This window comes from Seonamhaeicola sp. (genome assembly GCF_028281565.1).
In the GTDB taxonomy this organism is placed as follows: Bacteria; Bacteroidota; Bacteroidia; order Flavobacteriales; family Flavobacteriaceae; genus Seonamhaeicola.
Genome location: NZ_JANQJQ010000047.1, coordinates 1 through 25,606, shown reverse-complemented (window position 1 = coordinate 25,606; position 25,606 = coordinate 1). Strand labels below are relative to the sequence as shown.

The window sequence follows — 25,606 nt, the reverse complement described above, 5'->3', positions numbered from 1 at the left end:
TGTAATTACATCCAATGGACCTTTTGAAAAACCAACCTTGTTACCGGGGATTTTCATTATTCTATTCGCATTGGACCCCATCCCAATATTTTAAGCTGATAATGTTTAACTTTAACTGTGTTTAAAAAAATGTCATTTTGATCTAAATCAAAGACAATAATGTTACAAACTCAGAACTTTGTATTGTTAATTTGAAGTTACATTATGAAAGTTTATTTAATCAAGGCTTCTGCAGGAAGCCCATATTCGGAATACAAAGCAGAAACGGGAGGCCCTCCTCAAAATATTTTTTCCGTAGCAGCGGCAACTCCGGCTCATGTGGAAATAGAAATGTGCGATGAAACCATTGGAATGAAAACCAACTTTAACTCTAATGCGGACATTATAGCTATTTTTATGTCAACGCCCGATGCCCTGCGAGCTTATGAAATTGCTCAAAAATTCAAAGAAAAAGACAAAACCATTGTGCTTGGCGGATTACACACCTTTTTTATGCAAGATGAAGCAAAAAAATACGCTGACACCTTGCTTATAGGGGAAGCCGAAGACATCTGGGAAGCATTACTTGAAGATTACCAAAACGGCACTTTAAAAGAAAGCTATCAAAGAACAACGCCTTTTGATTTGTCTAAACTTAAACCTTATCCCACCCATATCATTCATCCGTCAAAGTACAACTATATATGGTCTGTGGTGGTATCAAGAGGGTGTCCTTTTAAATGTGAATTTTGTTTGGTACATAAATTTTTTAACAAATTTGAACTTCGTCCGATAGAAAATATCGTTTCAGAATTAAAGGCTTTAAAACAGCAAGGTATCGAGTGGGTAGAATTGCATTCGGACAATTTAACTCAAAATAAAGCGTATGCCCTTGAGCTATTCGAAGCTTTAGCCCCTTTAAAGATGAACTTTTACGGAGAGACCACCATTATGATCGCCAGGGATGAGCGTTTGTTGGAGGCTGCTCAAAAAGCAGGTGTAAAAGCCTTGCTATTTGGTATAGAAACTCCATCGGAAGTTGCCTTAAAAGACCAGGGAAAATCGTTTGTAAAGCCAAATAAAATAAAGGACTATGTAAAAACCATTAAAAGTTATGGTATCGAAGTGTTAGGCGATTTCCTGTTTGGTTTTGACGCACATGATGAAACCATCTTTCAGGAAACTTTAAATTTTGTAAAGGACATTAAAATAGATAAGGTCTATCCGCATCTGGTAATTCCTTTTCCCGGTTCCGGCACATTCAAAAAACTTGAAAAAGAAGGTAGGATCCTTACTAAGGATTGGTCTAAATATGGCGGCGTCAATGCGGTTTATCAGCCAAAAAATATGGCCCCAAAAGATTTGGAAGCGGGTTTATGGTGGTTTTGGTACAAAAATGCCAGTTTTAGTGAAAAATTAAAATATATGTTTCATTAAAAGTTAATATTATGAATGCTTGGTTTTACATAGGAATAGGATTGATTATTTGGGTACTCTACGATTTGTATAAAGGTGTAACCTGGACGTTTCGACCCATTCACAGGCAACACGAACCCAATGCTTATTGGTTGGTAACATTAATCTGGATAACCATAGCCGTTACTACCTTATTGGCTGGTTCGGGGTGGTTGTAAGAACTTCTCCTCTCTGTTTTATGAATTAGAAATTGATGTTTTCAGCATAGTTTCCAGGAAGGGTAAAGCAGCTTTCAGAATTTAATTTCACATTCCTGAGAAACTCGCTACTTCCGGGGAACATAGTACAGACGACTACTTGAACTGGGCGCCATAAATAGTTAGAGCGTTCAATATTGCAGAGTTTGCGTGGCTCATACAACCCTTCATATACCTGAAATTCTTATTATGCTACGGAAAATTATCCCCGGGAGACGTTAAAAAAGTAGGGTGATTTAATGCCCACCTGTTTTATATAAAACGTAACGGCACAATGTTATATGATATTATGGCATGGCCCCAAAATTTAACGACCTATGAAAAACATTATTTTTCTCTTTTTAACATTTCTAAGTATCCATGTATACGCACAACGTTCGTGTGGGACTGACGAATACATGAAACAGAAACTTCAAGACCCCGAATTCAAAGCTAAATACGAAGCCCGACAGGCTCTTTTCAAGCAAGAATTTAAGAAGAACGCCCATAGTGCAAATTCCAAAAAAGTTACGATTAAGATTCCCGTTGCCATTCATTTCCCTAACGGAAACCCTTCTGACAGAACCTGCTTGGAGGCCTTGTCACGAAGACAAATGGATGTTCTCAATGCAGATTTCAGAAGCACCAACACGGATATATCAAAATGGTCTGCTGCCAGAACCCATTACCCAGGAATTAATGCAGGAAGTATGGATATTCAATTTGAACTGGCCACCTCAAATCATCCGCCAGGGATGGGACTAACAGATGGGAATCCTTCAGTTACCGTTGGATACAATTTTGGCAACGGTTCGGATACCGACGCAAACTGGGCAGGCTATGTTAACATTGTTGTTAAAGATATCGATGGCTTGGGTGTTGCGCCGTTGGGAGGCAGTCCAGCTAACGGTGATGCCACAGAAATTGACCACAAGGCCTTTGGCACTGATAGCGGTTGTGGCGCCATTGCTCCGCAAGCGCCATATCATCTGGGAAGAACGGTAACTCATGAGATAGGCCATTTTTTAAATTTGTTTCATACCTGGGGAGACGCTGGTTCCTGTACAGAAGATGACAACGTTAATGACACTCCCAATATAGACAACCCCACATACGGGTGCGCCACACCGGGCTCTGTGGTCATGTGTAACAACAAATCCTTGACAATGAACTACATGGACTATCCTGATGACACTTGCGCTTATATGTTTACAGCGGGGCAGGCAGCAAGATCTTTGGCCTATTTGAATACCATTATTTCCGAGTTTAAAAGCGGGGTGCTGTCAAATAACCATTTTGAATCCGAAAACTCATTTGCCATATTATCAAACCCTGTGGAAAATGAATTACGCCTGAGAACAGCCAATAATATACTTGCTAAAGATGCGACGCTTCAGATCTTTGATCTAAGAGGAGCATCTGTTTTAAAAACTGCTTTGGATGGAAACCTATACGAACAAAATATTAACGTCTCAACACTGCATGGTGGCCTCTATATCATTAGGGTGACCTCTGGTTCCCATAAATTACACAGAAAAATTATCATCAGATGATGATTTTTATAAACCAATGGAATACAAATGCCATAAGACTGTGTATCCTATTGCCCCCAAAACTATCATAATAGGGTCCGACCGGCTTTAACTAAAGGCACACAATAGCAAGGAAGCAGATAAAAAGGCACTTATAAGCAATTAAAAGTTATGCCTAAAGCCGGTTAAACAGAAAACAACCTTCTTTTAAACAAAAAAAGCTTCTCAGAATAGAGAAGCTTTTTAATTTGTGGTGGGGATGAAAGGAGTTCCTTCGACTTTGCTCAGGATAAACTTCTCCATTCCTGTTTTATGAATTAGAAATGATGTTTACTTAAAAAAGAAAAGCTCCTCTAAATGAGAAGCTCTTTGGTGCGGATGAAGGGAGTCGAACCCCCACGCCTCGCGGCACTAGATCCTAAGTCTAGCGTGTCTACCAATTCCACCACATCCGCTAGTCCCGATTAATATCGGGATGCAAATATAATCAATACTTTTAAATTGCAAACTTCTGCCAATAAAAAACATTCTTTTTTATACATTTGATTGAATTAAAATCATTTTACATGGATACAATCAAAACCTATATACAAGAAAACAAGGAACGTTTTTTAGATGAATTAATAGCGCTTATTAAAATACCTTCAATAAGTGCTGATTCCACTTATAAAGAGGATGTCATTAAAACTGCCGAAGCCATAAAAACAAGCCTGGAAAACGCAGGATGTGATGCTGTTGAAATATGTGAGACCGAAGGCTATCCTATTGTTTACGGGGAGAAAATAATTGATAAAGAGCTACCAACCGTTTTGGTTTACGGACATTATGATGTACAACCGCCGGACCCATTAGACCTTTGGGATTCACCGCCTTTTGAACCGGTTATTAAAAAAACAGATAAACATCCTGACGGTGCTATTTTTGCACGTGGGGCCTGTGATGACAAGGGGCAACTATTTATGCACGTGAAGGCTATGGAGTTTATGACCGCTTCAAATCAGCTACCTTGCAACGTAAAATTTATGATTGAAGGCGAAGAGGAAGTGGGTAGTAAAAGCTTAGGGACTTTTGTAAAAAACAATCGAGAAAAGTTAAAAAACGATGTCATTTTAATCTCAGATACCGGTATGATAGCCAATGATACGCCGTCCATCACAACCGGCATCAGAGGCTTAAGTTATGTAGAGGTTGAAGTTACCGGCCCAAACCGTGATTTACACTCCGGTTTATACGGAGGTGCTGTTGCAAATCCAATCAATATTCTCGCAAAAATGATTGCCTCGCTACATGATGAAAACAATCATATTACGGTTCCTGGCTTTTATGATCAGGTTGAAGAATTGTCACAGGAAGAACGCAACGAAATGGCCAAAGCGCCTTTCTCTCTGGAAGCGTATCAAAACGCCCTGGATATCGAAGCTGTTTACGGGGAAAAAGGATACACCACCAATGAAAGAAACTCCATCCGGCCAACACTGGACGTTAACGGTATTTGGGGCGGTTATATTGGTGAAGGTGCAAAGACTGTCATCCCGAGTAAAGCGTATGCCAAAATCTCTATGCGCCTGGTTCCTAACCAGGATTGGGACAACATCACACATCTGTTTAAAACCCATTTTGAAAGCATAGCCCCCAAAGGCGTTAAAGTAGAGGTGAAGCCCCATCATGGTGGCAATGGTTATGTAACACCTCTTAACAGTATTGGGTATCAGGCGGCATCAAAGGCTTATACAGAAACCTTTGGTAAAATACCCATCCCGCAACGTAGCGGTGGCAGTATTCCCATAGTAGCTTTGTTTGAAGAAGAACTCAAAAGCAAAACCATATTGATGGGCTTTGGCCTGGATAGTGATGCCATTCATTCACCCAATGAGCATTTTGGCGTTTGGAACTATTTAAAAGGTATTGAGACCATTCCTTATTTCTATAAATATTTTACGGAATTATCTAAACACTAAAATTAATCCCAATATGGTGTCTGAGGCTCTCGAAGACACCATATGGGCATGCCTGCTTCGCTAATACAGGGAACCCTTTATGAAAAACCAACATACCAACCACCTCTTATTACTCACTTTAGCTACGTTTTTAATTAGTACATCGGGAGCTTTAGGCAGGTTTATAGACTTGCCAACACCGGTTATAATTTGGTGGCGCTCTTCGTTAGGCGCTTTGTTTCTTTTTCTTTTTTGCAGGTTTAAAAAGATCGATTTAAAAATAAGATCAAGACGGGACTTTTTCACCTTTCTCCTGAGCGGCGTGTTTTTAGGCTCCCATTGGATCACCTATTTCTACGCTTTAAAATTATCAAATGTAGCTTTAGGCATGCTGTCACTATTTACATTTCCCATCATAACCGCTTTTTTAGAACCGCTTTTTACCAGGTCCAAACTTAGTTTTGTTCACATCATTTTAGGGCTTATGGTACTATTGGGCATTTACATCCTGGCACCGGAATTTGATTTTGAAAGCACCTATGTTAAAGGCATTCTTTTTGGCGTTTTTTCTGCGGTATGTTATGCACTGAGAAATTTAATACTTAAACCGTATGTCTCAAATTATAACGGCTCCGCTTTGATGATGCATCAGACCCTGTTTTTAACCGTTCTGTTACTCCCGGTCCTATTCCTAATGGATACAGGTAACACAACTTCACAGCTTCCTTATTTATTAATACTGGCACTGGTGACTACGGCCATCGGGCATTCGCTGTTTGTAATGAGCTTAAAGCATTTCTCCGTAAGCACGGCAAGTATCATAAGTACCACACAACCCATCTTTGGAATTATAATTGCCTACATCTTTTTAAATGAAATGCCTACTTTAAATACGTTTATTGGAGGCTCACTAATCCTTGCTACTGTTATAATTGAGAGCATCAGATCAAAAAAATATGCTTAACCTTTAAGGCAAAAAGGAATAACCTCTTTTGGTTTTCCAAAGGAAATATTTCTCAAATAAGACTTTAGAAAAGTCATATAAAACATTCGGGATCATGATCGAAAAAGTTCTTGGCCTGAATAAATTATTGCTTAAAATGATCACCTCTTTTTTACCGGCATCCATTACACATATACCCGGGATCTTGCCCCAGGGTTTTCGCTTCAACTCCGTTTTCCCTTTAGAGACTCTAACGATATTTTCGGCAACTATTTTACCGGTTTCATCAGACGGATAGCCTGTTTTTGGAGATGAGAATGGTACTTTACCGGGTGTAAAGGGCAACTTTACATCTACGGCAATACCTGCTGCCCAAACATTTGGCAATTCTATATGCCTGTAATCATCCCCTACAGGTAAATAGCCCGCTTGCGTAGCATTTAATCCTTTAGATTTTGACACAAAATCTACGCCCACAAATGGTGGCATTAACATTGTAAACTTGCTTTCAATCTCTTCTCCGGATGTTAAAACTACTTTATCCTTAAAAACTTCTTTAACACCAACTTCAGTTCTGTAATGAATGTTGAATAGCTTCATAAACGACTTTAGCATCGTTTCCCCTCCTGTCATGCCGTCAATTCCAAAATGTCCTAAATAGGTTTCCGGGGTAATCCAGTACAGATTAACTTTCTTTCTGATCTTTTGCTCTCTTAACCACTTTTCAATATTGAATAAAAACTCATACGCTGCTCCCATACAACCCGCATTTTGAGTAGCACCGATAATGATATTCCCGGGGTTTTCCTTAAAGGCTTCCAAAGCGACTTTAGCTTTCATAGCGCCGTTAGGTGTTCCTATGTAATGAGCAAATTCCTTAACTCCGGGTGCTACATCATATTTCACTTTCGGACCGGTGGCTATTACCAAATGGTCATAAGTCACATCCCCTTTATCAGTTTTAACAATTTGCGATTCCGTATCAACATGCAAGGCTTCAGCATTTAAAAATATAACACCTTTCTTTTCAAGGATAGCATCTTTTCTAAACGAAATATCTTTGATCTTTCTCCTTCCAAAGGGCACCCAAATAAGTGATGGAATGAATAAAAACAGGGGTGATTTATCAATTAAAATGACTTCATGCAACTCTTTTCCTTTCCTTTTAATTTCAAGGGCTGCAGTAATTCCTGCAAAATTCCCTCCTACAACTACAGTTTTCATAATACTTAATTTTAAAACCTATTTAAAGTTACGCTATTCATACCGTTTAAACTGTAACTGATGTTACATTGCAAACCGTGTTATAAGGGATTGAGAACGCAAGGAAAATCCACTATAACTGATATTCTTGGTGAGATTTCTGTGAAAACATGTAACAAATCATCAGCTTTAACGTTCTAATAATCAAATCAATCAAAAAACTATCAGATTATGTTAAAGCAATTCTTCATCATTTGCTCAGGTGCAGACACTGACCTATTAGACCAATGTTCTAAAGGAGAACAAAATAAATATGCCGGTATTGGCGCCACTGTTTTTTTCACTGCTTTAATGGCATCCATTGCTGCCAGTTATGCCCTTTACACTGTTTTTGACAACCTCTTTACTGCCATAGCCTTTGGCTTTGTGTGGGGTTTACTTATCTTTAATTTGGACCGCTATATTGTTTCAACCATTAAAAAGACTGGTAATGTTATAGACGAATTTATACAGGCCATACCCAGAATAATCTTAGCCGTCATTATAGCTGTTGTTATTGCCAAACCTTTGGAATTAAAGATCTTTGAAAAAGAAATCAACCAGGTTTTATTAGAACAAAAAAACCAATTAACGCTAGATAATAAGACTCAGATTGCTGAACAGTATACCCCATCTATTGAAGCATTGAACAATAATATCACGGCCCTGCAACAACAAATTGACACTAAAGAGGCCGAAGTAAACGAATTATACGATACCTATATTGCAGAAGCCGAAGGTCGTGAAGGTACCATGCTTTTGGGCAAAGGGCCTGTTTATAAAGAGAAAAGAGAAAAACACGATGCACTTTTAGCCGAATTACAACAGCTTAAAGCTGAAAACAAAGCTAAAATAGCGAATGCCGAATCTGAAATAGCCAAACTTAAGGGCGATTATGAAGCACAGGTGGTTAACACCCAACCCATTATTGCTAATTTTGATGGTTTAATGGCACGCGTCAATGCCCTGGGTGAGCTCCCATGGTTACCGTCGTTCTTTATATTTTTGTTGTTTCTGGCGATAGAAACGGCGCCTATATTTGCTAAGCTTATATCTCCAAAAGGCGCCTACGATTTTAAACTTGAAGACCAGGAAACAGCTATTAAAACCGTTGTGGTTCAAAATAAAAATCAGAGAGCATTGCAGTTAAAAACAGATAACGCTATTAACGACCGTATTTATACGGATATGGAGCAAGAAGAAGAACTCTATACTTATAAGCGCAAAAAAGCCAGAGAGCTCATGCAATTACAAGCAGATGCTTTCTTCAAGAATCAAAAAAATGCCCTGTAAGTTATTAGGCAGCAGCTTCAGTTTTAAAATGATTGTACAGATCTTTACATCCATAGCCAATAATAGATAAACTTTTGTTTCTATCTACAGCTTCTTTATGTAATTCGGCTATGGCATTAACACCGTAGCGATCCATACTTTCAACACCTTCAATGCTAATGGTAAGGTTGTCTACTTTATCAAAAATTTCGTTGAACTCACTTTGAAACAATTCTAAGTTATCCTGGTTTAAGGTCCCTTTAATCTTAAAAAAGTTGTTGCAGTTAGTAATTTTTAGATCCATAATCAAGTTTTTTTAACGTTGTACAATAAATTTGAGGGAGACTAATCATCTGATTATGAAATAAAAATACACTTTCTTATGAGTTAAGCCCCTAATTTATCGATGAATTCAGCCTAACTTTAGATAAAACAAAGTAAAGTGTCAAATTCATCGATGAGTAACCGTTTTAAATTGAGATTTTAGCTATTTTTATGGCTGTCAAATGCATCCCTATGAAAAAACTTGTATTTATTTTGGTTCTGATCATTGCCCCTCTTACCAAAGGTCATACACAAAATTCTGAAGAAAAAGACAAGAAAGACATTCAGGCGGTCTTAAAAGCACAAAGGCTGGCATGGTCTAAAAATGATATTGAAAAATTCATGGAGGGGTATTGGAAAAGTGATTCCCTTCAGTTTTACGGAAGCAGTGGTGTGATCCAGGGTTGGGAAGCTACTTTAGACAGGTATTTGAAAGCCTATCCAACCAAAGACCACACCGGTAAATTAAGCTTTAGGATCAATGCCATTTCTAAAATTGCCGAAGGCGCTTATTATGTTTTAGGTGAGTACCACTTAAAACGGGAGGTAGGAAATGCCGATGGTTTCTTTATGCTGGTTTTTAAAAAGATAGATGGCGAATGGAAGATCATTGCCGACACCTCCAACTAAAACTTCCTGTCCGGGTGATAATGCTTCAAATCTAATGTAGGCTTTTTATCCGATATAATGTCAGACACTAATTTCCCGGTGGCTGTTCCCATGCTCCAACCCATCATAGCATGTCCGGCTGCCATGGTTAAATTATCACATTTCGAAGACTTACCTATATAGGGTAATCCGTCAGGAGAAATAGGCCTTAAGCCGGAAGCTGCAGTTTTCTTTTCTTCATGGTTTAGCATTATTTCGGGGTAATATGTGTTGGCTGCTCTTGCAATAGCCTCTACCCGGATCTTATTAATATTATGACTGATGCCTGCAATTTCCATGGTACCGGCAAAACGGGTAAATCCGTTCATGGGTGTTACAGCTACCTTTGCTTCCGCTAAAATGGCCGGAACCGTTATATTGGTTGCTCTTGATGTTTCAATACGATACCCCTTGCCTGCCTGCAACAATAATTTTAACCCTATTTTTTTGCTTAATAAAGCACTCCAGGAGCCAGCCGCCAAAACATATTCGTCTGCTTTTAAAATTTGATTTTGAGTTTTTATTTTGGATATCGTTCCATTTTGAATTTCCAAATCCATAACCGTTTCATTCTTAAAAAAGGATACACCAACGCGTTCTAAAAAGGCTTTCATGGCTTCCATAAATTCATGAGGCGTAGCATGATGATCACATTCAAAATAGGTGCCCCCAATGGCATCAATTGAAACATTGGATTCTATTTGCCTTATTTCTTCTGTATTTACTTCCCTGGCAGATAATCCTAAATCGCTTGCCATCTTCGCCATATACACTTCTTCTTCCAAAGCTTTCTCCGTTTGACATAACATCAATAATCCCTTCTTTTCATAATGGGAGTTAAATTTTTCGTCCCTAATAATAGCTTCGAATAACTCCTGGCTGAATATCGTAATATCTCTAATGGCCGAAGCTGATGTTTTTACATGTTCTATATTACAGGATTTGTTAAAAGCCCAAACCCATTGTAAAAAATCTTTGTTTAAGCGTGGTTTAATGTATAAGGGACTGGACGGATTGAACATCCATTTTAAACCTTTTTTCATAACGCCGGGAGCTGACAACGGAATAACATGGCTAGGCGACAAATACCCTGCATTGACATAAGAAGCCCCTGCATCCATGTTTGACTTATCAATTATAGCTACCTGGTGCCCTTCCTTATGGAGATAATAGGCCGAACAAAGCCCTATAATACCACCTCCTATAACGACAACTTGTTTACCCATAACTAAATTACTTGAAAACCATACGCATAAGGGTCATCTTCAGGGTCCATGGTAATGGTATTATACCCGTATACTTTTGCCCAACCCTGCACACTTGGAATAATTGCTTTCTTATCGGCTAAAATCGTTTCCTCCTCAATACGGCCAATAAACTTGGACCCTATAAAACTCTCATGAATAAACGCTTCACCTTTTCTTAGTTTTCCTTTGGCGTATAATTGTGCCATACGAGCCGAGGTACCGGTACCGCAGGGGCTTCTATCTATGGCCTTATCACCGTAAAAGACCGCATTTCTACCTGAAGAAGAAGCTTCTATGGTATTACCTGTCCATAACATATGAGATACATTTCTGATGGTGTCATCTTCCGGGTGCACAAATGCATCGGAGTATTTATCATTAATTTTCTTTCTGGCTTCCTGCGAAAAACGAATAATATCCGAAGCTTTAAAATTGTGGATACCGTTAAAATTTTTCTGAGGGTCTACAATGGCATAATAATTCCCCCCATAAGCAACATCAAAGATTATGTCACCTAATTCATCCAACGTTACCGAAAGGTTTTCGGCAGCCAAATAACTTTTTACATTGATCAGTTTTACCCAATCTACTTTATCGCCGGTTTGCTGATAGTCTATTTCAACCAACCCTGCAGGAGCTTCCATTTTAATTTTTCCCGGAATTTTGGGTTTTACCAAACCTTCTTCTATGGCTACTGTAATGGTGCCTATAGTACCATGGCCACACATGGGTAAACAACCTGAAGTCTCAATAAATAAAATGGCAAAATCATTGTCCGGATCATGAGGCGGATACAAAATACTTCCGCTCATCATATCATGCCCCCGAGGTTCAAACATCAACCCTTTTCTTATCCAGTCATAGGCCTTTATAAAATGTTGACGCTTATCACGCATCGTTTCCCCAACAAGCTCCGGACCACCTTCTTTAATAACTCTCACCGGATTGCCACAGGTATGGGCATCTATGCAATGAAAAACACGCTTCATATCTTTAAATTAATATAAAAGACTATCTGAAAAGTATCTGAAACTGTCATTCTGAATTTTTACACAGAGTTTAGTCGAAGTGCATTTCAGAATCTCATCTTACCAGTTATCAAGAGTTATGAGAACCTGAAATACTGAAACAAGTTCAGCACAGGCAGGTTCAGGTTGACAAAACCTGCCTTTTTAAACAGTCTTTGTTTTTTGAGTTAGTCACTCTTATTCAATTTTGCTATTATTCTTAAATTTTATTTTTTGTCTGAACATTATTCACCAACCGTGAAATGTTCAACGGGTTTTCATTTTTAAGCGCCTCAGGTAATAGACTATTCGGCCAGTCCTGATAACTAAACGGCCTTGCCCAACGTTTGACAGCGTTTATTCCAACAGCCGTAAAACGGCTATCTGTTGATGCCGGATAGGGACCTCCATGAACCATGGAGGGGCAAACCTCAACACCGGTTGGCACGCCATTAAAAATTAGTCGCCCAACCCTGTTTTGTAATGCTGAAACCAGATTCTGATAATTTGAAATTTCATTGTCCTCCGAAATCATCGTACCGGTCAACTGCCCTTCCAATTGCCAAATGATCTGTTCTAATTGGGTTTCATCTTCACATTGCACCACCATTGAAAAAGGCCCGAATACTTCCTGGTGGAGTTTAGGATTATTCAAAAACGTGTCACCCTTAACAGTTACAATAGCTTGTTTTGCATAGTTTGTTTTCACTTCGGAGCCGTAATCAGCAACTACTTGTAATTCCGGTTGAGACATGGCCGTGTCTTTGTTTCTGTTATAAGCACCATGAATATTTGGATGTAGCATGCACGAAGGGGTCATCTTTACAATTTCTGTTGACAGATCCTCTATAAAAGCATCCAAAGACGCACTCTTAATGCCTAAGATCAATCCCGGATTTGTGCAAAACTGCCCGGTTCCAAGCGTGATAGAACCAGCGTATGTTTTCGCTAAAGTCGCGCCTCTTTTCTTTAGTGCCTCCGGTAAAATGACTACCGGATTAATACTTCCCATTTCAGCAAAAACCGGAATGGGTTCTTCTCTTTGAGACGCCATATCATACAAGGCCCTTCCGCCTTTTATACTTCCCGTAAATCCAACGGCTTTTACTTTGGGATGTTTCACCAGTATCGCACCCACTTCAATGCCACTGGAATTGATATTGGAAAACACACCGTTTGGTATATTTGTTCTTTCTGCTGCTTTGATAATAGCAGACGCAACCAATGCTCCCGTACCTGCATGCATAGGATGTGATTTTACAATGACCGGACAACCGGCTGCTAAAGCCGCCGCCGTATCTCCCCCAGCGGTAGAATAGGCCAATGGAAAATTACTGGCTCCAAAGACCACAACAGGCCCTAATGGAATGAGCATTTTTCTCAGGTCAGGTTTTGGCACAGGTTCTCTATCGGGTATAGCGGTATCAATACTGGCCTCAACCCAGGAACCTTCCTGAACCAAATCTGCGAACGACCGCAACTGGAAAACGGTTCTTCCTCGTTCTCCTTTGGCTCTTCCTTCCGGCAAACCAGTTTCTGAACAATAGGTTTGTATTAATGTATCATCCAGTGCTAAAATTTCATCGGCAATGGCATTCAAAAATGCTGCCTTTTCTGCCCCGGAAATTGATTTATAGACTTTAAACGCTTTTGATGCCAAAGAAACAGCTTCCTCAATTTCTTCATGAGTTGCCTCTGTGAAAACATGCGCATTTTCTATATTTAATTCCGGGTTAAAGGTTTTATAGGTTTTGGTTCCTTTTGATGACAATTGATTGCCTATATAGTTTTTTCCTGTTATCATATTCATTTATTTAGTGTTTCTTTTCCGTTGACAAAAAAGGAATAAAAGATCAGATTGTTACTTTGTGTTAGGGATAGAGGTATCTATTGAAGCTCTTTTATATTCATGAGTTCAGAAATTTTAAATATAAAACCACGAATAAAGCCCGACCCGACAGGGAACACCCGAATTACTTACATCAAATTAATTACAATATTAAACCAAAGCACTTAAATTTTTATACTCCGGTAATACCGGCCTGGTTTTTAAACTATCTTCAATAATTTTAATAATGGTTTTTCGTTCAGCTCCCTGCAACGTTAGCCTGGGCGCCCTTACATATTCCGACCCTATGTTGGTGTACACCGATGCCAACTTTATATACTGTACTAATTTAGTATTAATATCTAACTCCAGCAATGGCATGAACCACCTGTAAATGGACAGGGCCTCTTTTATTCTTCCTGCTTTTTGAAGTTCGTAAATAGCCACCGTTTCCCGGGGGAAAGCATCTACCAAACCGGCTACCCAACCGTCCGCTCCAATGAGCAGACTTTCTAAAGCTAATGTATCTACACCACAAAGAATGGCAAGTCTGTCTCCAAACCTGTTTTTAATTCTGGTAATGTTAGTAGTATCTCTTGTAGATTCTTTTACCGCCTGAATGTTAGGGCATTCCTGAAGTAATGCTTCAAACATATCTAAGGTCACTTCTGTTTTATAATCTACCGGATTGTTATAAATCATGATGGGCAACGACGTACTATGAGCTACCGCTTTAAAATAGGCCACCACCTCTTCATCACTTGCTTTATAGCGCATAGGTGGCAATATCATAAGCCCCCTGGCACCATCTGCTTCTGCTATTTTAGCTAAATTTATAGCGGCTTTGGTGGTTTGTTCTGCAATATTCATAATTACAGGCACTTTACCGTTCACAAAGGCTACTGTTTCTCTTGTTAATGTGCGTAACTCTTCTGTTGTTAAGGTACTGGCCTCTCCCAGGGTACCTCCTAAAACCAATCCGTGAACCCCGGCATCCAACTGTGCCTTGATATTCACTTTAAATAATTCCAGATCTAATTCATCATGCCTGGTGAACTGCGTGGTTACTGCCGGCATGACACCTTTCCATTCTATACTCATATACTTACGTTTTATAGCACAAAATTAAAAGGTCTTTGTAAGATCATTTAATAGTTTTTTATTTAAAACACATACTAGATTATCCAATTTATGTAAATTAATTTATATTTTTGAATATTATTAGCATACAAATTTGAAAGTCTTACCTTTTAAAATACCCAAACCGGAACAGGATGGCCTGGTATTTCAAACGGATCATGGAAACGCTTTCTATGACAAGTTACACCAGCACGAAGAAATCCAGATAAGCTATATTGTTGAAGGCGAAGGCACCCTTATAGTTGGTGATTCCGTGAATTATTACTCTAAAGGGACTGTTGTAATTATTGGCAGCAATATTCCACATGTATTTAAAAGTGACATAAGTGCCGGTAAAGTATCTCACATGTTAACCTTATTTTTTACCGAAACCGCTTTTGGGGATCGTTTTTTTGAATTGGAAGAATTAAAGGAATTGGCGTTATTTTTCAAGCGTGCCAGACACGGATTTAAAGTAACCTCCGAAACCAAATTAATTGAGGATTTGTTTTTCCAATTGGAAAATGCCTCAAAACTGGACAGGTTTATTATACTTTTACAAGTTTTAAAAATAACTTCAAAAGCTAATTACGAAAGCCTGTCATCATTTGTATACGATAAAAAATATACCGTTAATGAAGGCACCAGAATGCGTAATGTTTTTGAATTCACTATGAACAATTACCAGCAAACTATTTCTTTAGAAGCCATTGCCGATGTAGCCAATATGACCAAAAACGCGTTTTGCAAATACTTTAAAAAACGGACGAACAAAACCTACGTCCACTTTTTAAATGAATTACGCATAGAGCATGCCTGTAAAAAATTAATTTCAGAAAGAGACCTGTCTGTTATTGAAATCGCCGAACAGGTTGGTTTTAATAATATGTCTAACTTTAACCGGCAGTTTAAAGCAATTAAAACTATGAATCCATCAGAATTCAGGAAGCGTAATCACTAAAACTTAAACCGGTGAAAAAAAGTTATCTCAATATATTATTAATAGTATCCCTTTTAATTACCGCTTTCGGGCTTATCACCGGGCGCTATTTTTTCCTTTTTTTATTACTGCCTTTTGGTTTTGGCTGGTTTAAAAAAGATAACAAAGACAAATAAAAAAAGGGTACTGTAAAAGCACCCTTTCCTATCAACTATAGCAATTTACCATTTAATTGCGTACTATATTCATGGCGATTAATATCAATTTGGTCCGGAAGATTATGAGGCACTATTGAAGATTTGAGGTAATCTTTACCTACTATGAATTAGTCTTTTAGGAAAGATAGATAATAAATATACAAAAAAAATAGAAATTATTGATTAGCAGACACTTAAAGATTTGACAAGGTATCTCGCATTTTTTTTGTCATACCTTTTACAACCATGTTGTAAGAATGGTCGATCAGTTTAAGAACGAATGGAGGTTGCAACTCACCTTTGTAAAGATCCATGGTATTCCAATGCTTATTGCTCACATAAGGGCCGGCATAGATGCTTTCATATTGTTCCCGTAATTCCACTGTATACTCCGGATCACACTTTAAAGTAATGGTTGCTTCGCCCTGCTCCCACTTTTTCAAAGGTGCCATTAAAAACATTTTACCCAATACCTTAAAAACCAGGGTATCCTCATCAAAAGGGAACTCTTCTGTAGATCCTTTTTTGCTTATACAATAATTACGGATTTGTTCTATATTCATATGCTATTTACAATAAACGTTCCATTACTTTTTCCGGACTACCCAGTGCATTAAAACCGAATTGCTTATAAAGTCCATGAGCATCAGCAGTTTTTAACATCCATACTTTACAGGATTTAAGCTGCTTATCTTCACTAATGGCAGCCATAAGTTGTTTTGAATAGCCGTTTCCTCTAAACGCATCTAAAATAAACACATCCATTAGGTATGCAAATACGGTATAATCTGTGGCAATCCTGGCAAAACCTATTTGATTCCCATCGCTATAAACACCATAACATAAGCTATGCTCAATACTTCTTTTTACTTCTTCTACAGTTCTTCCTTTAGCCCAATAAGCTTTGGTTAGAAAACTATGTATAACATCTATTTGCAGCTTCGTTTTATCTTTTGAAATCTCAATCATTGTTCGAGCTTCTTTAGGTCGCTACCCTTTATTTTTAAAGAAGCATAATCTAAGGTCCAACCAATGGTCTCCACTATGGTTTCTATAAGCAGAATGGTCTCTTTAGCTTCGTTTTGAGCGATTTGAATGAGTCCGCTTTCAGGGATCTTATCCTGGATGTGCTGTTTTGCTTCCTGGTGTAAATCGGTCAGGTCGGTCGCTTCAAACTTATTGAAAAGTCCATCAGACTTATCATAATAATTCAAATTGGTTTCTATTGACAAGACTTCGGGTTGCGGAAAGTGCTCTAAAATAATGGTCTTTTTAACCGTGTCTGACCGCAGCTGAATTTTAGATAAATCATATCCCACATGCGCCTTGGCATTGATGACCACTAAGGCTTTCTTTTTACTTGAAATGAGTTTTAAAAACTTTTGCTTTACATCTTCATAGTGATAAATCTCCGCAAAATCACCTTCAACGGTAATGAACTTACACACCTTTTTGATCTTGTCTAAAAGAATAACCGATTGGGCATTTACCAGCTGTTTTCTTTTAAATGCCTTAAAAAGTGTTACAACTCCTAAGGTCACCAACGCACTTATGACTATGACTAAAAACGTTTCCATACTACTGAATTATTTTATACAAAACAGGTTTACTTGGGGTGGCATCATTTTCAAACGGTGCAATCATAAGATTTAGTAAATATTCACCATCAGTAATCGAATTGGGCACATAAATAAATTCCGTTATGGTAGCATCCATTCTTATGTCTCCTGAAGTATTCCAAAACGCATTATGAGCCAGTAATTTCCCTTCATCTTTTTCTTTGTCAACAGATGGTAAATCAATTAGTAAGTGCTTAATTCCTTTTTCCTTTAAATATTCGACTGCTTCTTCCAATAAAAAAGGCGGATTCGTATTGGAGTATTGTCTACTCTTCTTTTCTAATAAATTAGGAAGTGTTCTAATAACAATAGCATCTCTCTTTTTATTTCTCAAAGCCGTTCTGAGTTGCTTTGCGGATATAAAAAAATCGCTTCCTTTATTTTCCGGTGCAACGGTAACTACTTCAGCAACAAAAAAATAATGTTTCAAATTCTTATTTACAGAATGTACCTCATTGGTTATATGACCCACGCATTCTGTGTGCGTAATATGTGAATGCGGATTAAAATGAATGTTATTAAAATTTACTACGGCACCCTCTGAAACCTTAATAATGTCACCATCAAAGCTTTCAGGAAAGATCTTAGGGTCGTCAACATACCAGGCATTCACATTTTTTTTTGACATATCAATGGCAATAGAAATATCCAAAGGTTTAGACACATCTATTTGTATTTTTCTTGAATTGTATTGTATAGTTGCGATCATTTATGCTGAATTTTAATGTGCTGAATTCATTTGGGTATTTCAGCATCTTTTAATTAAGATGCGATACCTTCAAATATAAGTTTTTTAATTCAGGAGATTGCCTTTTATTAGATTCCATTTCCAGGTATTTTTCCAATTTTTAATCTGTTTTTCTCTAACGAATGCCTCATGACAAGCAGAAAGCCTTTCAAAATAAACTAGTTCAGGATAAATAACTCTGAAGCCATCCCATCCACTAAAAATTTGCCTTTTTTTGTAGTTTTTAGGGTGTCGTCATTACGAGGAGTTCTCAACGAAGTAATCTCTTCTAATATAGAAGATTGCTTCACTTGGTTCGCAATGACAAGTAAACCCTGATCTATAAATTTTTCTGCTGAAGCTTCTAAATGCCGAAGATAGGCTTCACCAAACATTTCTTTGACTTTAGTAAGCGAAACCCCCCAAATGGTTCTCAAACCGGTCATGACATATTCGTTGAACCGATCTTGTTTTGTAAGCGTTTCCGTAGTATTTGGCAACACATCGCTTTTAAGGGCTTTTATATATTTTGAATTATTAGCGATATTCCAACTACGGTGATTTCCTATAAAAGAATGCGCCGAAGGCCCTATACCCAAATACTTTTTCCCTTGCCAATAGCTGGTATTGTGCTTTGAAAAGTAACCGGGGGTTCCAAAATTTGATATCTCATACTGCACAAAACCTTGTCTTTCCGTAATTTCAATCAAATGATTAAAATGTTCAAGAGCCAGGGCTTCATCAAGCGGCGGATAGGTGCCCTTTTTAATAAAGCTATCCAACGCTGTTTTCGGTTCAACCGTTAAGGCATAACTGGAAATATGGTTAACTCCAAAGTCAAAAGCCGTTTCTAAATTTTGGTTCCATTTTTCTAAGGACATGTTTGGGATGCCGTAAATTAAATCGATAGTAATATTATCAAAGTGACGCGTAGCCTCCAGTAAGCAGCTTTTTGCCTCAACAGCATTGTGAGCCCTGTTCATCATTTTCAGGTCATCTTCAAAAAACGATTGAATGCCAATGCTTAATCTGTTTATTCGTGTAGTTGCTAAATCGTTTATTCGTTCAACCGTTAAGTCATCCGGATTTGCTTCCAGAGTAATCTCAGGGTTTTCAGCTACTTCAAAATTTTTATAGACCGCATCAATAATCAATAATAATTCATCAATAGACAATAATGAGGGCGTACCTCCGCCAAAATAAATGGTTTCGATAGTTTCGCCTTGTAATTCGTGCTTTCTAAGTTCCAATTCCTTTATCAAGGCTCGTATTAATTCATCTTTCTTTTTTAATGAGGTAGAAAAATGAAAGTCGCAATAATAACAGGCTTGCTTACAAAAGGGGATATGGATATAAATGCCAGACATTTAGTGTTCGGTTTTCAGTCTCAGTTTTCAGTCCCAGTTTAATCATTAAAGTGGTTTGACTGCAAACTGCTACTGTTTACTGCTAACTTTATTAGGGTTCTGTTTTACAAACGCATCCCACCCGGAATAACTTTTACCAACGGTGACTTTACCCGAGTTATAAAAGTGACAAACCGCCACTGCAAGCCCATCGGTAGCATCTAAATTTTTAGGCAATGCTTGTAACCCTAATAAACTTTGAAGCATTTTGGCAACCTGCTCTTTACTGGCATTTCCGTTTCCGGTTATGGCCATTTTTATTTTTTTAGGCAGATATTCCGTAATGGGGATCTCTCTGCTCAATCCGGCCGCCATAGCAACCCCCTGGGCACGTCCTAATTTAAGCATACTTTGCACATTCTTGCCATAAAAAGGGGCTTCAATGGCTATTTCATCAGGTTTATGGGTATCAATAAGTTCTATGGTACGTTCAAAAATAAGTTTCAGTTTTAAATAGTGGTCGCTGTACTTTTTTAAATCCAATTCATTCAGTTGTATAAATTGCATTTGTTTACCTACTACTTTTATAAGGCCGAACCCCATTATAGTGGTCCCCGGGTCAATACCCAATATAATTTTTTCTTTCATGTATTCCATTTATTGATCACAGAAATAACAGCCGCTTAACGAAATTGAAGCTCCAAAAGTAAGGGTTAAAAGATTACCGTTGAACGACCCGTTACCGTCAGTAACAGGATTAAAATCTTTTCCAAACCCGTTAATATAAGATACATCCGTATAAATAGAAAGCGTATCAGACAAGCCGTAGTGAAACTCAATGCCTCCCATAACATTAAAAAATGACGCCTTGTTTTCTGTGTAATTCCCTAAAGGCCTAACCATGGAATACCCCGGGCCCGCATGCAAAAAAATAGCAGCCCTGGGCGGCAGGCCAAAAATAGTATTTGCATTATAAACTACCTGCATATTGATCCTGGAATAATTTAGCTTGAACAGTGACGTGTTTTCCGAATTGGATATTCTACTGAAACCATAATCCAGTTTGGCCCCAACTTTAGGTTTAAACATATATTGTAACCCTAAGTTAACCGTTGGAAAATTGAGGGGTTTGCCTTCAAACCCCTGAACAAAACCTCCCTGGGACGGACTACCGAGCCCCAGTCCGAACTGAGCCTTTATAATATTTGTGCTCTCCTGGGAACCTGCCGAAAAACTTAACATCAACGCACCTACCAAACAAAAAACCGTTTTATAAATTCTAAAATTTGAGACCATAACTAAATATTTGGTTTAATTTGTATACATGAACCATACGCTTTCCTACAAAACTAAGCAATTCTTTTTTGTGCTTATCAAATTGGGCATTGTAGCCGGAGCGTTTTACTTTATTTACAAAAAACTTACTGATAACACGGCATTAGATTTTTCTGTTTTTGTAGATTTTTTAACGAAAAACGATGTTTTTTCACTAAAGAATGTGCTTTTTCTATTGTTTTTGACCTTTTTAAACTGGTTTTTAGAAATCGTAAAATGGCAAAAATTAGTGGCAACAGTTAAAAAAATAGCATTTATAAAAGCATTAGAGCAAAGTTTAGGTGCTTTAACAGCGTCATTATTTACGCCTAACCGTATAGGTGAATACGGTGCCAAAGCTATTTACTACCGGGGTGGTTTTAGAAAAAAAATTGTCCTTTTAAATCTATTGGGAAACATCACCCAAATGGTCACTACTATATTATTTGGCCTGATCGGGATATCACTTTTCATTACCAAATACCATATTACTATTAACTATTATAAACTAGCCGCCGTATTACTAGTTGTTTTATTGGGTTTTGTCATGATCGGGTTTGGCATTAGAAAAAGTAAGGTCACTATTAAAGGGGTTTCCATTGAAAAAATTAAAACCTTCATTATAAATTTTTCAAAAAAAGCACTGGCACAAACGCTGCTTTTGTCTGTGTTGCGCTACCTGATCTTTTCATTCCAGTTTTATTTTTTGTTACATAGTTTTAAAACGGACATTGGCTATTTTGATGCGATGGTATTCATTACTTCCATGTATTTTTTATCGTCGGTTATACCGTCAATTTTTATTTTTGACGTGGTTATAAAAGGGAGTGTTGCCATATATTTATTCGCTTTTATTCAGGTTGACGAACTCACTATGTTAAGTATCACCACACTGATGTGGCTGCTTAATTTTGTGCTTCCCGGTTTATTCGGAAGTTACTACGTGCTTAATTTTAATTTACCAAAAGACGAAGATTAACAGTGATTTTTTTCAGTATCATCATCATTTTAGCATACTTAGTTTTAATAGGGCGTTTTGTTTTCGGCTTTGATAAAGTGCCTCATTTTAAACTGAATGATATCCCGGTAAAAAACACTTTCTCTGTAATAATTCCTTTTAGGAATGAAACTGAAAACCTGCCTGATTTACTTGAGTCCATATCCGAATTAGCCTACCCAAGCCATTTGTTTGAAGTTATTTTTGTCGATGATGCGTCAGAAGATGATTCGGTTAAGATCATTAAGGGATGCTTCGCTAAAGCTCAGCATGACATTAGCATACTAAAAAACGAAAGCTCCTCGAATTCTCCTAAAAAAGATGCTATTACTACTGCGGTAAAACAAGCTAAAAATGAATGGATCATAACAACCGATGCCGATTGCATCTTACCCAAATATTGGCTGAATGGTTTTGATGCGTTCATTCAAAAAACCAATTCAAAATGTGTGGTGGCTCCGGTTACTTATAACAAAACAACGGGTTTTTTAAACAGGTTTCAATTGCTGGATCTTTTAAGTTTACAGGGAGCCACGGTTGGCGGTTTTGGTATTAACAATCCTTTTTTATGCAATGGTGCCAATTTTGGGTACCTGAGATCTGTTTTTTTGGAATTAAACGGATTTGAAGGCAACACCAACATTGCCAGTGGCGATGATATTTTTCTTTTGGAAAAAATAGCTAAAGCTTACCCTAAAAGTGTTCATTATTTAAAAAGCGAACAGGCCATTGTTAGTACCCAACCTCAGCCGTCCTGGGCTTTATTAATGGAGCAACGTTTACGTTGGGCTTCAAAAGCCAGTGCTTACAATAACCGGTTTGCCAAATTCACAGGAGGTATGGTACTACTAACCAATGCCCTAATGATCACTTTGGGATTACTGTCAATTTTAGGCACCTTCAACCTTAAGATGTTTCTCTATATCCTGTTTATAAAATTCAATATTGATTTCTTCTTGATCTATAAATCGGGGGCCTTTTTTGATCAAAAAGAAGCCCTTCGGTCTTTTCCCTTTGCATTTGCCATATACCCTTTTTTCAGTGTTTATATAGCGTTCTTATCACTATTTAAAACTTACAAATGGAAGGACAGGGTATTCAAAAAATAACCGGGTCTTTTTACTATTCCACATTAATGATAATAGGGAGTTGAAACTCCGTTTTTACTTGCTGCCCCCGCTTTATGGCAGGAAAAATGGGAGGTAGAGCATCTAAACTTTTATCGAGCAACTCATGAATATTTGGTATTTCCTTTACGGTAAGACTATCTATTTCTGTGTTGATCAAGGTTAAAACACCTGTTTCCGATACTTGAAACTTTAATTGTATGGTATCGCTAACATCCCGGGTAACCACGATCACTTCGTCTTCTAAAAAATCAAATATCTGTTTTTTTAAAAAATACTGAAAACAGTACATTTTTTCATGCTTCTTCTCTAACGAGTCACACCTGGAAAATGAAGGATACACATCCACTTCATTCCAGTTAAAAGTTTTTAATTCCTCTTTTAAAATGGCTTCTGATGATGTTTTTTTAACATCAAAGAATTTGCAGGATGAGAGTAACAACAATAATAAAAAAGTGAGAGCGTACTTCATGGATTAAAACTGTAGCCGAAAAGTACGATTTTTTTGGTTTTTAAATTCACTTAAAATATAAAAACCGAAGCATATGCTTCGGTTTTTGTTTATTCTTTGTTGGTTGGAACATCTGCCACCTGAAAAATTATAGGTAAACTATAAGGGACATTTACTGTTTCCCCGTTATGTTCTCCCGGGATCATCTTTGGCAAGGCGTTAATGACTCTCTTTGCTTCTTCCTCTAAATCGGGATGTGGTGCCCTGGACCTAACACCTGTTACATTCCCTTCTTTATCAATTTTAAAAATAACATTAATGCGTTGCCTGCCAACCAGCCCAAGGTTTTTTGCCATAGTTGTATTGAAATTTTTATTTACAAACATGGCAATGTTTTTGGACATACATGCTCGCTTTTCTTCATTTGGTAAATCTTCACACCCCGGATATACAGGAACCTGGTCTATAACTGCAAAGGGCACATCGGTTTTATCCAAATATGTAGCGGTTGTTGCGTCATTAGATTGATTTACGTTTACATTCCTTGAAAAATTTATATAAGAATCATAGGAGCTTCCATCAGGGAGGTTCTCTGTAACTTTCATAAAGTCATCCGGCATTTTTTCTTCTCTTGAATGAATACTATAAGTTATTGTTCCGGCTTCTTTATCAAGAAAAACCTTGCCTACATATTCGGGATGTGTCTTTAAAAAAGCTTGATACTTCTGATGCTTGTTCATGATGTCATCTGATATTTCAAAATTTCCAGTGTTCGATCTCAGAACGTATGTATACTCGCTCAAATCTGCACCTAAATTGGTTAACTCATTTTGAACAGTACATGCCGAATAGACCAGCATCCCTGTAACTATTGGAATTAATATGGCGTACTTTAATAAATTGATCTGCTTTGACTTTGATTTTGTTAACATAAGAATTCGTTTTTTGATTAATGATTGTTTAAAAAATGGATTGATAAATGATATGGCTTTGGTATCAAAAACCTGTGATAACAAGTTCTGATAATACACCTTTTTGTTATCCGGGTTAACCGTGTGGGCGTCGGCAATAAACTCGTGCAATGCCACCATTCTGTTTTGGTACATGTAGATCAACGGGTTAAACCAAAAGAATATCCTTAGAATTTCAAAAAGTAACATATCTAAAGAATGACGCTGCCTGACATGCACCTTTTCATGCTTTAAAATGGCTTCTTTATCAGTTTCGTTTATTAATTCGCCTAAAAAAATGTATTTGAAAAAGGAAAACGCAGCACTACTGTTTAACAACTTAACGATGTGAAAGTTGTTGACCTTGCGCTTTGGGTTTTTTACAAACATTCTAAACATTTTAAAAAGCTTGAACCCAAACAGTAGCATAGCCACAGCCACCCCCATAAAAAATATCATTTCCCAGGACCGGAACGCGCTTTGAGAAACCACTGCCGGATCTGATAAAACAGCACCCGCATCTTGTTGCGCATGGCCCAAGAACACTTCAGGTAAGGTAATAATATAGTCGGGCGACACTACATGTTTAAAACTTTCAATTTTTATTAAAGGAATTAACAGTGATAATACAGCTGTACCCAACAAATAGGCCCTGTTCCAGTTAAAAAACGTTTCCTTCTTTAAAAGAAAGTCGTAAACCATTAAAAAGAATAATTGAAACGCTACGGTTTGTATAATATATTGAAACATGATCAGTCGTCTTTTTTATTTATCTCTTTTAAAACCGATTCCAGGTCTTTAATATTCATATCGTTTTTCTTCATAAAGAAAGAGACCATACTTTTAAAAGACCCCTGGAAGTAATTATCTACCAACTTATTAATGGATTGATTGCTATAATCCTGCTTTTCCACAACAGGGAAGTACACATGCCCTTTCCCTTGTTTTTCATAGCTAACAAAGCCTTTGCTCTCTAAGATCCTGACAATGGTGGATACCGTGTTGTAAGCCGGTTTGGGCTCCGGCATCTGCTCAATAATGGCCTTAACATTGGCTTTTTTTAATTGCCAGAGTATTTGCATAAGGTCTTCTTCCGCTTTGGTGAGTTGTTTCATCTGTTTAAATTTTATTGTTCTACATAGGTCAGATGTAATTCGCCATTAAACATTTTGGTGGGTATTCCGTTTAGTTATTATGGCTCATTTCAT

General features: G+C 37.6%; 26 protein-coding genes and 1 tRNA gene. 10 read left to right on the top strand and 17 right to left on the bottom strand.

The features are described 5' to 3' along the window. Positions 1-204 precede the first annotated feature (204 nt). The 3 genes from Q0983_RS19725 (at position 205) to Q0983_RS19715 (ending at position 3,184) form a co-directional block, all read left to right on the top strand. Entirely contained in the window at positions 205-1,416 is a 1,212-nt protein-coding gene (locus Q0983_RS19725; RefSeq protein WP_299556842.1) for a radical SAM protein, read from the top strand. 11 nt (positions 1,417-1,427) lie between these two features. Further along, positions 1,428-1,613, top strand: a complete 186-nt coding sequence (locus Q0983_RS19720; protein WP_299556841.1) for a hypothetical protein — start codon at positions 1,428-1,430, stop codon at positions 1,611-1,613. Positions 1,614-1,969: 356 nt separating this feature from the next. Continuing rightward, complete coding sequence (locus Q0983_RS19715; RefSeq protein WP_299556839.1) at positions 1,970-3,184, top strand: zinc-dependent metalloprotease; 1,215 nt, start codon at positions 1,970-1,972, stop codon at positions 3,182-3,184. 349 nt (positions 3,185-3,533) lie between these two features. On the opposite strand, the gene Q0983_RS19710 is transcribed toward Q0983_RS19715, so the two are convergent. Then, positions 3,534-3,618: transfer RNA gene (locus Q0983_RS19710), tRNA-Leu, on the bottom strand. A 111-nt stretch (positions 3,619-3,729) separates the two neighbouring features. Here Q0983_RS19710 and Q0983_RS19705 point away from each other — a divergent pair. Beyond that, on the top strand, positions 3,730-5,121 hold the full coding sequence (locus Q0983_RS19705; RefSeq protein WP_299556837.1) for a dipeptidase: 1,392 nt from the start codon (positions 3,730-3,732) through the stop codon (positions 5,119-5,121). 79 nt (positions 5,122-5,200) lie between these two features. Further along, positions 5,201-6,064 (top strand): EamA family transporter, encoded by an 864-nt coding sequence (locus Q0983_RS19700; protein ID WP_299556835.1) that lies wholly within the window; start codon positions 5,201-5,203, stop codon positions 6,062-6,064. Between the two features lie 3 nt (positions 6,065-6,067). On the opposite strand, the gene Q0983_RS19695 is transcribed toward Q0983_RS19700, so the two are convergent. Then, positions 6,068-7,267 (bottom strand): FAD/NAD(P)-binding oxidoreductase, encoded by a 1,200-nt coding sequence (locus Q0983_RS19695; protein WP_299556833.1) that lies wholly within the window; start codon positions 7,265-7,267, stop codon positions 6,068-6,070. A gap of 210 nt (positions 7,268-7,477) precedes the next feature. Here Q0983_RS19695 and Q0983_RS19690 point away from each other — a divergent pair, with 210 nt between their 5' ends. Beyond that, a complete protein-coding gene (locus tag Q0983_RS19690) occupies positions 7,478-8,578 on the top strand; it encodes a DUF4407 domain-containing protein (RefSeq protein ID WP_299556830.1) in 1,101 nt (366 codons plus the stop codon). 4 nt (positions 8,579-8,582) lie between these two features. Here Q0983_RS19690 and Q0983_RS19685 read toward each other — a convergent pair whose 3' ends face one another. Continuing rightward, positions 8,583-8,861, bottom strand: a complete 279-nt coding sequence (locus Q0983_RS19685; protein ID WP_299556828.1) for an STAS domain-containing protein — start codon at positions 8,859-8,861, stop codon at positions 8,583-8,585. A gap of 212 nt (positions 8,862-9,073) precedes the next feature. Here Q0983_RS19685 and Q0983_RS19680 point away from each other — a divergent pair, with 212 nt between their 5' ends. After that, positions 9,074-9,511 carry a nuclear transport factor 2 family protein gene (locus Q0983_RS19680; protein ID WP_299556826.1) on the top strand — a complete coding sequence of 146 codons (438 nt, stop codon included), beginning with the start codon at positions 9,074-9,076 and terminating at the stop codon, positions 9,509-9,511. Here the strand turns inward: Q0983_RS19680 and Q0983_RS19675 are convergent. The 4 genes from Q0983_RS19675 to Q0983_RS19660 form a co-directional block, all read right to left on the bottom strand. Beyond that, complete coding sequence (locus tag Q0983_RS19675) at positions 9,508-10,755, bottom strand: FAD-dependent oxidoreductase (RefSeq protein WP_299556824.1); 1,248 nt, start codon at positions 10,753-10,755, stop codon at positions 9,508-9,510. The genes Q0983_RS19680 and Q0983_RS19675 overlap by 4 nt on opposite strands. A gap of 2 nt (positions 10,756-10,757) precedes the next feature. Continuing rightward, positions 10,758-11,765 (bottom strand): 4-hydroxyproline epimerase, encoded by a 1,008-nt coding sequence (locus Q0983_RS19670; RefSeq protein WP_299556822.1) that lies wholly within the window; start codon positions 11,763-11,765, stop codon positions 10,758-10,760. Positions 11,766-12,003: 238 nt separating this feature from the next. Beyond that, positions 12,004-13,587, bottom strand: a complete 1,584-nt coding sequence (locus Q0983_RS19665) for an aldehyde dehydrogenase (NADP(+)) (RefSeq protein ID WP_299556820.1) — start codon at positions 13,585-13,587, stop codon at positions 12,004-12,006. Positions 13,588-13,782: 195 nt separating this feature from the next. Then, positions 13,783-14,712, bottom strand: coding sequence for a dihydrodipicolinate synthase family protein (locus Q0983_RS19660; RefSeq protein ID WP_299556818.1), 930 nt, complete (start codon positions 14,710-14,712; stop codon positions 13,783-13,785). Positions 14,713-14,845: 133 nt separating this feature from the next. On the opposite strand from Q0983_RS19660, the gene Q0983_RS19655 reads away from it, so the two are divergent. Beyond that, positions 14,846-15,691 carry a helix-turn-helix transcriptional regulator gene (locus Q0983_RS19655; RefSeq protein ID WP_299556817.1) on the top strand — a complete coding sequence of 282 codons (846 nt, stop codon included), beginning with the start codon at positions 14,846-14,848 and terminating at the stop codon, positions 15,689-15,691. A 370-nt stretch (positions 15,692-16,061) separates the two neighbouring features. Here the strand turns inward: Q0983_RS19655 and Q0983_RS19650 are convergent, their stop codons facing one another. The 7 genes from Q0983_RS19650 to Q0983_RS19620 form a co-directional block, all read right to left on the bottom strand. After that, entirely contained in the window at positions 16,062-16,430 is a 369-nt protein-coding gene (locus Q0983_RS19650) for an MmcQ/YjbR family DNA-binding protein (protein ID WP_299556816.1), read from the bottom strand. A 7-nt stretch (positions 16,431-16,437) separates the two neighbouring features. Then, positions 16,438-16,836 carry a GNAT family N-acetyltransferase gene (locus tag Q0983_RS19645; RefSeq protein WP_299556815.1) on the bottom strand — a complete coding sequence of 133 codons (399 nt, stop codon included), beginning with the start codon at positions 16,834-16,836 and terminating at the stop codon, positions 16,438-16,440. Then, positions 16,833-17,444 carry a DUF4230 domain-containing protein gene (locus Q0983_RS19640; protein WP_299556814.1) on the bottom strand — a complete coding sequence of 204 codons (612 nt, stop codon included), beginning with the start codon at positions 17,442-17,444 and terminating at the stop codon, positions 16,833-16,835. Before Q0983_RS19640 ends, Q0983_RS19645 begins: the two co-directional genes overlap by 4 nt. Position 17,445: 1 nt before the next feature. Further along, positions 17,446-18,195, bottom strand: a complete 750-nt coding sequence (locus Q0983_RS19635; protein WP_299556813.1) for a cyclase family protein — start codon at positions 18,193-18,195, stop codon at positions 17,446-17,448. A 197-nt stretch (positions 18,196-18,392) separates the two neighbouring features. Beyond that, the gene (gene hemW / locus Q0983_RS19630; protein WP_299556812.1) at positions 18,393-19,580 is read right to left on the bottom strand and encodes a radical SAM family heme chaperone HemW; all 1,188 of its coding nucleotides are present in this window, start codon (positions 19,578-19,580) and stop codon (positions 18,393-18,395) included. A 69-nt stretch (positions 19,581-19,649) separates the two neighbouring features. Then, positions 19,650-20,207, bottom strand: a complete 558-nt coding sequence (gene ruvC, locus Q0983_RS19625; protein ID WP_299556811.1) for a crossover junction endodeoxyribonuclease RuvC — start codon at positions 20,205-20,207, stop codon at positions 19,650-19,652. Between the two features lie 9 nt (positions 20,208-20,216). Further along, the gene (locus Q0983_RS19620) at positions 20,217-20,855 is read right to left on the bottom strand and encodes an outer membrane beta-barrel protein (protein ID WP_299556810.1); all 639 of its coding nucleotides are present in this window, start codon (positions 20,853-20,855) and stop codon (positions 20,217-20,219) included. 28 nt (positions 20,856-20,883) lie between these two features. On the opposite strand from Q0983_RS19620, the gene Q0983_RS19615 reads away from it, so the two are divergent. Both Q0983_RS19615 and Q0983_RS19610 read left to right on the top strand, forming a co-directional pair. Further along, a complete protein-coding gene (locus Q0983_RS19615) occupies positions 20,884-21,852 on the top strand; it encodes a lysylphosphatidylglycerol synthase domain-containing protein (protein ID WP_299556809.1) in 969 nt (322 codons plus the stop codon). A 2-nt stretch (positions 21,853-21,854) separates the two neighbouring features. Beyond that, the gene (locus Q0983_RS19610; RefSeq protein WP_299556808.1) at positions 21,855-22,979 is read left to right on the top strand and encodes a glycosyltransferase; all 1,125 of its coding nucleotides are present in this window, start codon (positions 21,855-21,857) and stop codon (positions 22,977-22,979) included. Positions 22,980-22,992: 13 nt separating this feature from the next. Here the strand turns inward: Q0983_RS19610 and Q0983_RS19605 are convergent, their stop codons facing one another. The 3 genes from Q0983_RS19605 to Q0983_RS19595 form a co-directional block, all read right to left on the bottom strand. Next, a complete protein-coding gene (locus Q0983_RS19605; RefSeq protein WP_299556807.1) occupies positions 22,993-23,469 on the bottom strand; it encodes a hypothetical protein in 477 nt (158 codons plus the stop codon). An 89-nt stretch (positions 23,470-23,558) separates the two neighbouring features. Next, positions 23,559-25,148, bottom strand: coding sequence for a M56 family metallopeptidase (locus tag Q0983_RS19600; RefSeq protein WP_299556806.1), 1,590 nt, complete (start codon positions 25,146-25,148; stop codon positions 23,559-23,561). Between the two features lie 2 nt (positions 25,149-25,150). Then, a complete protein-coding gene (locus Q0983_RS19595; RefSeq protein ID WP_299556805.1) occupies positions 25,151-25,513 on the bottom strand; it encodes a BlaI/MecI/CopY family transcriptional regulator in 363 nt (120 codons plus the stop codon). Positions 25,514-25,606 lie beyond the last annotated feature (93 nt).